Raw genomic sequence first — 1,280 nt, forward strand, 5'->3', positions numbered from 1 at the left:
GCCGTGGTCAGCATGGCAATGGCCATGCCCACCATGCCGAACAGGTTGCCGCGGATGGAGCTGGTGGGGTGCGACAGGCCCTTGAGCGCCTGAATGAAGCAGACAGAGGCCACCAGGTACAGCAGCGTGACGAGGTTCATGCTCATTTGGCGGCTCCTGCATTGACGGAAGCAGCAGCAGCGGGTGCTTTCTTCTCCTTTTTCCGGAACATTTCCAGCATCCGGCGCGTCACCAGAAAGCCGCCGAAGATGTTGACGGCTGCCAGCGCCACGGCCAGCACGCCCATGGTCTTGCCCAGGCCCGTCTCGGTCAGCGCGGCCGCCAGCATGGCGCCCACAATGACGATGGCGGAAATCGCGTTGGTCACCGCCATCAGCGGCGTGTGCAGGGCGGGCGTGACGGTCCAGACCACGTGGTAGCCCACGTAAATGGCCAGCACAAAAATAATCAGGTTGATGAGGGTGTGGGAGACTTCCATGGTTATTTCCTTTTCACTTCGCCGTTTTGCGTCATCAGGCAGGCGGCCACAATGTCGTCTTCCAGGTCGACTTTTAGCGCACCTTCCTTGGTGATGATGAGCTTGAGGAAGTCGAGCAGGTTGCGGGCGTAGAGCGCGCTGGCATCGGCGGCGACGAGGGCCGGCACATTGGTCTGGCCGACCAGCGTCACGCCATGTTTGATCACGATTTGGTCGGGCTCGGTCAGGGGGCAGTTGCCGCCTTGCGGCGCGGCCAGGTCGACGATCACGCTGCCGGGCTTCATGGACTTGACCATGTCTTCGGTGACCAGCACCGGTGCCGCCCGGCCGGGGATCAGCGCGGTGGTGATGACCACATCGGCCTGCGCCACGCGTTTGGCGACTTCCGCCTTCTGGCGCTCCAGCCAGCTGGGCGGCATGGGCCTGGCGTAACCGCCCACGCCGACGGCGGCTTCGCGCTCCTCGTCGGTTTCATAGGGCACGTCAATGAACTTGGCGCCCAGCGATTCGACCTGCTCCTTGACGCTGGGGCGCACGTCGCTGGCTTCGATCACGGCGCCCAGGCGCTTGGCGGTGGCAATGGCCTGCAGGCCGGCCACCCCCACGCCCAGGATCACCACGCGGGCGGCCTTCACCGTGCCGGCCGCCGTCATCAGCATGGGAAAGAAGCGCTGGTACTGCTCGGCGGCCATCATCACGGCCTTGTAGCCGGCAATATTGGCCTGCGAGGAGAGCACGTCCATGCTTTGGGCGCGGCTGGTACGCGGCGCGGCCTCCAGCGCAAACGCGGTCAGCTGGGCCG

Annotated in this window: 3 protein-coding genes; all 3 read right to left on the reverse strand. The window is 64.8% G+C overall.

What is annotated here, in order from left to right; genetic code table 11:
- Positions 1-146 (reverse strand): NAD(P)(+) transhydrogenase (Re/Si-specific) subunit beta (locus tag PJE01S_RS25450; protein ID WP_174548584.1); only part of this gene is annotated, 146 nt, incomplete at its 3' end.
- Complete coding sequence (locus PJE01S_RS24135) at positions 143-478, reverse strand: NAD(P) transhydrogenase subunit alpha part 2 (RefSeq protein ID WP_068836248.1); 336 nt, start codon at positions 476-478, stop codon at positions 143-145. The genes PJE01S_RS24135 and PJE01S_RS25450, both read right to left, overlap by 4 nt.
- Before the next feature lie 2 nt (positions 479-480).
- Positions 481-1,280 (reverse strand): NAD(P) transhydrogenase subunit alpha (locus tag PJE01S_RS24140; RefSeq protein ID WP_068836249.1); only part of this gene is annotated, 800 nt, incomplete at its 5' end.

It is taken from the genome of Polaromonas jejuensis NBRC 106434, assembly GCF_001598235.1.
Lineage (GTDB): Bacteria > Pseudomonadota > Gammaproteobacteria > Burkholderiales > Burkholderiaceae_C > Polaromonas > Polaromonas jejuensis.

Excerpts from the sequence above, each read along its gene's own strand:
- PJE01S_RS24135 (WP_068836248.1), bottom strand. The coding sequence starts at position 478 with ATGGAAGTCTCCCACACCCTCATCAACCTGATTATTTTTGTGCTGGCC.